The sequence below is a fragment of the Endozoicomonas atrinae genome, assembly GCF_001647025.1.
Taxonomy (GTDB): domain Bacteria; phylum Pseudomonadota; class Gammaproteobacteria; order Pseudomonadales; family Endozoicomonadaceae; genus Endozoicomonas; species Endozoicomonas atrinae.
The window spans coordinates 1-8316 of the sequence record NZ_LUKQ02000234.1 but is presented as its reverse complement, the minus strand read 5'-3'; the positions used below and the strand labels follow the sequence as shown (position 1 = coordinate 8316).

General features: G+C 45.1%; 11 protein-coding genes. 6 read left to right on the top strand and 5 right to left on the bottom strand.

Going from position 1 to position 8316, the window contains the following annotated elements; genetic code table 11:
* Positions 1 to 260 precede the first annotated feature (260 nt).
* The 3 genes from AK963_RS22335 (at position 261) to AK963_RS22325 (ending at position 2013) form a co-directional block, all read left to right on the top strand.
* Complete coding sequence (locus AK963_RS22335) at positions 261 to 1106, top strand: DUF2157 domain-containing protein (RefSeq protein ID WP_238593814.1); 846 nt, start codon at positions 261 to 263, stop codon at positions 1104 to 1106.
* A gap of 100 nt (positions 1107 to 1206) precedes the next feature.
* Positions 1207 to 1698, top strand: coding sequence for an avidin/streptavidin family protein (locus tag AK963_RS22330; RefSeq protein WP_066017629.1), 492 nt, complete (start codon positions 1207 to 1209; stop codon positions 1696 to 1698).
* 90 nt (positions 1699 to 1788) lie between these two features.
* Positions 1789 to 2013, top strand: coding sequence for a DUF1272 domain-containing protein (locus AK963_RS22325; protein WP_066017628.1), 225 nt, complete (start codon positions 1789 to 1791; stop codon positions 2011 to 2013).
* Positions 2014 to 2237: 224 nt separating this feature from the next.
* On the opposite strand, the gene AK963_RS22320 is transcribed toward AK963_RS22325, so the two are convergent.
* From AK963_RS22320 to AK963_RS22305, 4 genes are all read right to left on the bottom strand, one after another.
* Complete coding sequence (locus tag AK963_RS22320; RefSeq protein ID WP_066017627.1) at positions 2238 to 3290, bottom strand: aldo/keto reductase; 1053 nt, start codon at positions 3288 to 3290, stop codon at positions 2238 to 2240.
* Between the two features lie 118 nt (positions 3291 to 3408).
* Positions 3409 to 3663, bottom strand: coding sequence for a DUF3081 family protein (locus AK963_RS22315; RefSeq protein ID WP_066017626.1), 255 nt, complete (start codon positions 3661 to 3663; stop codon positions 3409 to 3411).
* 35 nt (positions 3664 to 3698) lie between these two features.
* Positions 3699 to 4154, bottom strand: a complete 456-nt coding sequence (locus AK963_RS22310) for a DUF3429 domain-containing protein (RefSeq protein ID WP_139117590.1) — start codon at positions 4152 to 4154, stop codon at positions 3699 to 3701.
* Positions 4155 to 4170: 16 nt separating this feature from the next.
* Positions 4171 to 4536, bottom strand: a complete 366-nt coding sequence (locus AK963_RS22305; protein ID WP_066017624.1) for a thiol-disulfide oxidoreductase DCC family protein — start codon at positions 4534 to 4536, stop codon at positions 4171 to 4173.
* Between the two features lie 338 nt (positions 4537 to 4874).
* Between AK963_RS22305 and AK963_RS22300 the strand changes: the two genes are divergently transcribed.
* The 3 genes from AK963_RS22300 (at position 4875) to AK963_RS22290 (ending at position 6728) form a co-directional block, all read left to right on the top strand.
* The gene (locus AK963_RS22300) at positions 4875 to 5471 is read left to right on the top strand and encodes an HNH endonuclease (protein WP_066017623.1); all 597 of its coding nucleotides are present in this window, start codon (positions 4875 to 4877) and stop codon (positions 5469 to 5471) included.
* 86 nt (positions 5472 to 5557) lie between these two features.
* Positions 5558 to 5869, top strand: coding sequence for a TusE/DsrC/DsvC family sulfur relay protein (locus AK963_RS22295; protein ID WP_066017622.1), 312 nt, complete (start codon positions 5558 to 5560; stop codon positions 5867 to 5869).
* Between the two features lie 67 nt (positions 5870 to 5936).
* Positions 5937 to 6728 (top strand): response regulator, encoded by a 792-nt coding sequence (locus tag AK963_RS22290; RefSeq protein ID WP_066017621.1) that lies wholly within the window; start codon positions 5937 to 5939, stop codon positions 6726 to 6728.
* Between the two features lie 49 nt (positions 6729 to 6777).
* Here the strand turns inward: AK963_RS22290 and AK963_RS22285 are convergent, their stop codons facing one another.
* Positions 6778 to 8097, bottom strand: coding sequence for a sensor histidine kinase (locus AK963_RS22285; RefSeq protein ID WP_066017620.1), 1320 nt, complete (start codon positions 8095 to 8097; stop codon positions 6778 to 6780).
* Between the last annotated feature and the right edge of the window lie 219 nt (positions 8098 to 8316).

Here is an 8316-nt window from a genome sequence, read left to right as displayed (position 1 = left end):
ACTATGAAGATATTATCAATAAATGCTGTGAGGCATGGAATGAATTACTTTCTGAAGTTGGCCGATTGAAAAGTCTATGCTCCCGTTCATGGGCTGTTATTTCATAATTTAAAAATGGAATTGGTATTATTTCTGCAGAACAGGCAGATTCACTCTTTGAATTTCTGAAAAGCCACCCTGGCAACGAGCCACGATTCGACTTCACCCATGTACTTTATTACCTGGGAGGCTTAATCGCCATTGGTGCCATGACGCTGTTCATGAACCTTGGGTGGGAGTCTTTTGGTGGTATCGGTATTGTTGCCATATCCCTGGTTTATGCCGCTATCGGACTGAAAATCACGTATTCCTTCAATAACAGGGGGCTCATCGTCCCAGCCGGTATCTGTGCCACCTTTGTCGTTGCGTTAACCCCATTATTTATTTATGGCCTGCAACAGGCGCTTGGACTCTGGCCGGATGACAGTGTATACAGGGATTATCATCGTTATATTCAATGGCACTGGTTGTACATGGAGCTGGGGACCTTAGCCGTTGGTATTTCTCTGGCCTGGAAGTTCAAGTACCCATTTATGGTTATGCCCATTGCCGCCACGCTCTGGTATATGACGATGGATATCTCCGCCATGATTTCCGGTGGGGACGTTGACTGGGAGCTGCGTTCGCTGGTCTCCCTTTATACGGGGTTATTAATGATTGGACTCGCCTTCTGGGTAGATATCCGATCCCATGCAAAAGCAGACTATGCTTTCTGGCTTTACCTCTTTGGCGTTATTGCCTTCTGGGGTGGCCTGTCGATGCAGGACTCAAACAGCGAACTGGGAAAATTTATTTACCTCTGTATCAACTTACTGATGGTTGGCATTGGCGTTTTACTGACCCGACGGGTTTTTGTGGTGTTTGGTGCCATAGGTTGCTGTGCTTACCTCGCCCACCTGGCTGACGATGTTTTTCGTGACAGCTGGTTGTTTCCTATTGCTCTTAGCGCCATTGGACTGGTTATTATTTACCTGGGTATTCTCTGGCAAAAGAATGAGCAGTTGATAACGATGAAAGCCCGCAGCCTCCTGCCACCAGCGTTACGCAAACGTCTGGAAAACCATTAGCAACCTCTCGACTCAGGATGCCTGGAGGTGGCCATGAGTTTGTTATTTACTCCAATTCGGCTATAACAGACCTGTTATTCTGATCAAATGGCAGGCAGTCATGAATATAACAAGGTTTCTGCTCTACTTAATCCCCTGCACCTTTTTCACATCAACGATACTGGCACAAAACTGCCAGAGCCCTGCTGGCTTATGGACAAGTAATTCCGGCGCTAAACTTGATATTCGCGACATCAATCCTGATACCGGGCAGTTCACGGGAAGTTTCAAATCCCCGGACACTCTGTTTAAGGATGGTCCCCATATGGGTACAGGGTATGTGGGCAATGTAAAAGAGCCACCCCTACCAGGAGCTGAACAGCCTGCCAGCACCGTTTCGTTCACGGTTAAATGGCCAGATCAGTCTATCTCATCCTGGAATGGTTATTGTGAGTTAAAAGATGGAATACCTTCTATTACCAGTTTGTGGCTGTGGGTCAGACCAGAAGTTAATAAATACATAGAACACTTCAATACCGGATACACCATTTTTACTCCCTACCCTAAGAATGATGAAAAACAACCCGTCCCCTCATCCTGGAAGCAGGGCTGAAGGATAGCCCTACCGACCATCATAATTCAGATTTCACCCATATCAGTGTTAGCATGGTGTTCAAGAATAAAAACCGAACAGGGAATCATCATGCTCAAAATGAAAAAACAATGCCAGCAGTGCCAGGCAAAAACCGATGAAGCAGACCTGGCATTTATCTGTTCCTTTGAGTGCACATTCTGCTCCCCCTGCTCAGACCATCACGATTTTATCTGTCCAAACTGCAGTGGAGAACTGCTGCAACGACCAAGGCGAACCCGAACTCCACTGGATGTCAGCCTGGATCAGGTAAAAAAGAAACTTTTCGGAAAGTAATACCAGCACATGGTTTCAATGAGTTTGATGTGTTCAGTGGTTCGTAAAGCGGTCATACGCAAGGCGAACCTGTGCAGGAATACCGAGCGTCTTTCAAGCATGTTCAACGCAGACAGATAGCCACTTTATGAGCGTGAAGATTTGAGCCTTAACTCTACGCTGGCGACCCTATGACTCCTCACGCCACCTTGCTTCAGGACACAAATCTTCAGCAACACGATGATTTAGAAAGGTACCGGGTATTGGCGGAACACAGCATTGATGTCGTCCAGCACCTCTTTAGATAATGTAAGGTGGCAGGCATCAATATTTTCCTTAAGCTGCTCAAGTGAACTGGCTCCAATAATCGTAGAAGTAACACCTTCTGTTTGATAGACCCAGGCCAGAGACATCTGAGCCAGAGATAGCCCATGACGCTCTGCTACAGCATGATAGCCTTCAATCGCCTTGTGAGTCATTGGGGTATTTCGGAATTGACCATTTCTCTGCTTAACAGACCACCTGGAGCCTGCCGGAATCTGGCCATTTCGGTACTTGCCAGACAGCACACCACCACCAAGTGGCGACCAGGGCAGATAAGCAACCTCATTTAAAACACAGGACTCCAGTAAATAGGGTGAGTCTTTGGCATGTATCAAATTGAACTCATTCTGAATAGATACCATCCTGGGAAGATCATACTTCTCACTTAGCCGTACGTACTCTCCAATCCCCCAGGGCGTATCATCTGAAAGGCCGCAATAACGAATCTTTCCAGCTTTAATACAATCATTCAGCCCATGAAGAATATCCAGCATTTCCGCTTCCTGCTGCCTGCGATCCACTTGTGTATGGGGAACCATTCCAGGCCAGTGTTTAGCAAAGTGCGGAGAGATACGGTTTGGCCAGTGCAACTGATAAAGATCAATACAGTCTGTATTCAGGCGTTTCAACGAGCCTTCGACGGCCTCTTTAATACTCTTACCACTGATTGGACTGCCTTTACGTATCCACGGCAGTCCCACACCAACAATTTTTGTGGCAATGACAACATCATCACGTTTGCCCGGATTGGCCCGGATCCATTCACCAATAAATCGTTCAGTCTCTCCACTGGAGTCTTCATTAGGTGGAATAGGATACATCTCGGCCGTATCGATAAAGTTAACCCCCTGATCCAGTGCGTAGTCAATCTGCTCAAAGGCCTCATTAAGGGAGTTCTGTTGCCCCCAGGTCATGGATCCCAGGCAGACCTCTGTCACCTGCAGCTCACTGCATCCCAGTTTAATTTTTTTCACTGACCGACTCCCCGGTGTTTTCAAGGGTTAACATACGTTACCAGTAATAGAAAAACACAATCAGGGGAATAATCAAATCCACACTGCAAACTCACCCCCGAACAGAGTCAACAGCTGATTATTGATCTGCAATGCGATATAGAAGCTTAATAAAGGAGTCCGTACTTTTCTGGCTGGCTGACTCAACCCCAAATTTATTATGAAAATAGATGGACAGTTGACACTCCCGATTACCTAGAATAACGGTGTAGCAATCATCCATTGACCTTGCGGTAACACCTTCCAGGAAATAGCCCCCAGTAACCTGTTCTCCCTTTTCCAAAATACGGGCAAATGCCAAAAGACACTTTTGAATATCTATATGCTGATCCACTGAATGCCTCCTTCAGGAAAATCAAAGTTCCCTTATTACGTAATTTTCAGGGAGGCATAGAGAAAACAATGCAATATAAACACCACAAGAGTGACGATTGCTCTCATGGACAAATAAGACTTTACACGCCCGTCGGCCAGAGGCTCTGTATGAACGCACTCAATGATCAGTGTTGCAAGGTAACCAATGGAAAGAAACACCAGCATCTGACGATCTGCCAGCCCTGCCAGAAGCCCTCCGAATACCCAGAGTGCGATTGCATTACTGGCCAGCACTTTGATAACACTTCTGGATCGATTCTCGCTGTAAACAGCCTGGCCCCATAACGAGCCTGCCATAAAGCTGCAGATAATGACGGAATAAATAATGAAGAGGTGCTCTCCGCTGGTATCAAATAGAGACTGTCCTCTGATGGATAAGGACAGCGAAATAATAAAAGGCGTTATCCCAAGCCAGGCAAGCCAGTACATGAGTCGTTGAAAGCGATCCACTGGTTTCTCCTTCTGTTCAGCCTTTTCTCTCACAATAACGCCCTTCCCGTTTCAGGCGACGTAGGGTAATGGCATCATAACTCCAGGTGAGGCACTGCCTGATTCCAGGTAATATGATGATTTCCCCCAACCATCGCCAATGGGGAAGGTGGCGTAACAGAAAACCATAACTGTTCATACTGGTCAGAACTGTGCCGTCATCGCAAAGAATATGCAGTTTCTCCAGCGCCTTTTGCGGGCTGATGCCTTGAGCCAGCAACACTTCCTGCTGACCGGTGATATCAAACCATTCAACCTCACAGGTATAGGGCTTATCCCTCCAGCGAGCAAGGGCTCTCAGGCAGACAGGGCAAGCTCCATCGTAAAATACAGTAGCTTTCATACCTACTTTCAATCAGCTTTCTCCAGTGAAGGTTAGCCAGAAACCACCACAATCAAAGAATTATTGCTTTTATGCTTATTCATCCTGTACGAATGATCAGATTAACTGGATCAGCCCATCTCATTACTTCGGGTTTATTATTGCTGAATGAATGTGTTAGCCTGAAATGGATAAAAATCAGAATAATAGAGCCGATAAAATGATTAACCGAACGACCTTTATGGTCGGAGTGGCCTACCCGGTTAGAGAGAACTCTGCTCAACTAATGTGTTGATCATGAGTGGGAATGGCCCGTCAGGTTGACCTTTATCAGGGATTGATAAACGGGAGCCTCTGTCGTGTATATTCTGCGGTTGAATACTGCCGGTCAGCCAGTTGAGTGGCTTACCTGGCAGGAAACAGTATGCCTCTACTCAAGAGAGTTGGTTCGCTGGAGTCTGGGAGACATTATTTATCGAGTCCATGGCGGCTATAACCGATGGCTGGAAGATCGAACAATTATTGAACTTCCAAGTATCGTTGCCTGTGGCGGTAAACGCCTTTTTCCCTGCCGAAACAACCCTGCCCTTACCAATTATTCACTGTTTGAAAGAGATAATTATCAGTGCATGTATTGTGGTCACTTCTTTAAAAGAAGGGAGCTGACCCGTGATCATATTCTGCCAAAATCAAGGGGAGGCATTGATGACTGGATGAACGTGGTTGCTGCCTGCCGGCGCTGTAATCAGTATAAAGGAGACAAACTGCTGGAAAACACTGAGATGTCACTGATCGCCCTGCCCTACCGCCCCAATGCTGCCGAATATCTTGCACTGGTAAACAGCCAGAGAATCCTGCCAGATCAGGCTGAATACCTCAAAACCCAGTTTTCCAAAAACTGCCGCTGGAAAAGCCGTAATCGCAGTAAAACCTCAGGAATATTACAACCCCTCTAAATCGCAAGATATGCTGGAGCCTCTGTCTATAACAAGGGCTCCCGTGTAAAATCCCCTTCTGTTCATTTTTTGTGTTGGATTAAGCAATGCCCCTGAATCTCGACAACGATGGCTATCTGGCCAACCTTGACGAATGGAATACCGATGCTGCCAATGAGCTGGCGGCTCTTGAGGGTATTATGCTCACTGAAGCGCACTGGGAAGTCATTTATGCGCTTCGGGCGTTCTATCAGCAGTATGAACTGGCCCCGAATCAGCGCCCCTTTGTTAAACATATTGCCAATACCCTTGGAAAAGCCAAAGGTAACAGCCTCTATCTGATGAAACTTTTTCCTGAAAGTCCAGCCAGAGTGGCAGCCCGTATTGCCGGACTGCCACGCCCTACCAACTGCTTCTGATCCCATAAACAATTAGGTCATTCTGCCGAGAAATCAAAAAGAATACCCTAATCAGGAATATGGGCAGATGGAACCCCAAAAACTCGACAGAATCCTGCTGGTTGAAGACAGTTATCACATCCGGTCACTGCTCAATATGACGCTGACAGTGCTGAATAACTATCAGGTATACGCATTCGACTGTGGTGAAACAGCCCTTAATCAGGCCGCTGATCTAGACCCACAGCTGATCATTCTTGATGTTATGATGCCGGGTATGGATGGGCCTACAGTCATGGAAAAGCTTAAAACCTTCTCCAAATACCGGGATATACCCTATATTTTCCTGACCTCAAAAGTGCATAGAGATGACCTGGCTGATTTTGAAAGGTATGGTGTTACCGGAGTGATCGCCAAACCCTTTGAGCCAACAGAACTTTCCGGCATGATTGAGTCAATCTGGGCTAAATATCACCAGAGCCGCAACGACCTCTATAAGGATCAATTTTTACTGCTGCAGGAAGAGTATCTGGAAAACCTGCACATCACTATCGACTCACTTAACCGGCACACTAATAGTCTGGAGCAGCATATCGGTTATACATCTGATCAGCTGGATGAGTTATCTATACTGATCAATGATCTGTGTGGCTCAGGGAAAACCTATGGTTTTGATGATATCTCCAGCTCAGCCCAGATACTTGTAAACTTCCTGGCTACGGTTGACCCTGTCGAGGGAACAGTTTCACTTTCAGAGCGCGATTCGGCGCGGGTAACCGCATTGATTCTTGGCCTGATAACGATCATCGAGAAAGCCTGTGAGGATGCTAAATCACCTGAGCGGTTAAAAGGCAGTATCAGTTTTACAAAACAGAAGTGATAAACAGGCCAGAAGAGGGTACGTGCAATTTATCATACCCCTTCTCCTACTAGTAGGCCTCCCTCGCTGAAGGAAGCGTAAAATAAAAGCAGCTTCCCCCTTTAACTCTATTGTTCACACCTATTGTGCCACTATGCTTCTCAATGATGGATTTGGAAATACTTAACCCCAAGCCAGTACCTGACGTTTTTCTTGTCATATGTGACTCGGTCTGTGTAAACGGCTGAAATATTTTTTCCTTGCTCTCATTGTCAATACCTGGCCCTTCATCTTCAACAAATACAATGGCATCGCTTCCCTCTGCCTGCTCAATACGCACAGTGACTTTGCCATTATTTGGCGAAAATTTAATGGCATTTGAAAGAAGGTTGGTAATTACCTGTTCAATACGTAACTTATCTGCTGTCACATGAATCGCCTCAGAAGTAGGCTGGAATTCAAGCACGATATCTTGTTCAGATGCCAGAGGCTGACATTCCTCAATGCTATTTTTGGCAAGTGATACAAGATCTATCTTCAAAAAATCAAAGTACATACCTCCAGAGCTGATTTTCTGTAAGTCAAGGATATCATTGACAATCTTAATAATACGATGGGTGTTATTTTCTGATATCTTCAGTAGCTTTCTAACACTCTCATCAACCTGCTCAGAAGCCACTTTTCTGATGAGCTGCATGGACCCAAGGATAGAAGTTAATGGGGTTCTCAGTTCATGGTTAACCGTTGAAATAAATTCATCTTTCATCTTCTCATTGTTTTTACGTTCTGAAATATCATGAAGCAAACCAATAAAAACAATCTCACCATTAACTCTGGCTTGACTCACACCAAGCCGGAGAGGAATTTTACTGCCATCTTTTCTCACCCCTTCGACATCACGACCGATACCAATTATTTTTGGTGGGATACCATCAAGATAGTTTTTTATATAACTATCATGCTCCATTTTTATAGCTTCAGGAGTGATCATACTGACATTATGACCAATCATTTCATCATTTGAATAACCAAACATGGATAATCCAGCTTTATTAACAGACTGAATAATCCCCTTGCTATCGATGGTAATAATCCCATCAATGGTATTATCGAGAATAGCCTGAAGCTTCTGAGTCAGAGTTTGATAACGAACATGAGCTTCCCGCCTCGTATGAATATGCCGTCTCCTCAAATAAACAGAGGTCACCACCAGCAACATGATCGCAACCAAAAGGAAAGAGACAGTCCAAGCTATCGATTGATAGCGATTATATTTAATTGACTGGACAGGCTTCACAACCAAAGCCCATTGTCTATCAGCAACATCAATCGTAGAAACACTAATCAGGCCATTCTTATCCGTTAGCACTTCAATGGTTGGTAAATCCACACCACTTTCTTCCCCCAGAGAAGCCAGTGGATAAAGGTTATTGCTATCATTTAAATCATAAATATAAATTTTCAGATCAGGGTGTAACTCCAGGGAATGTAATTTAAATTGTGTAAACGCTTGTCGTTAATACTCCAAAATGGAGAATAACAATGAGCGTTGAAATCAACGAAAAACTGGTAGATCAAATAGCCAGTCAGATTAAAACTCAGGATGATC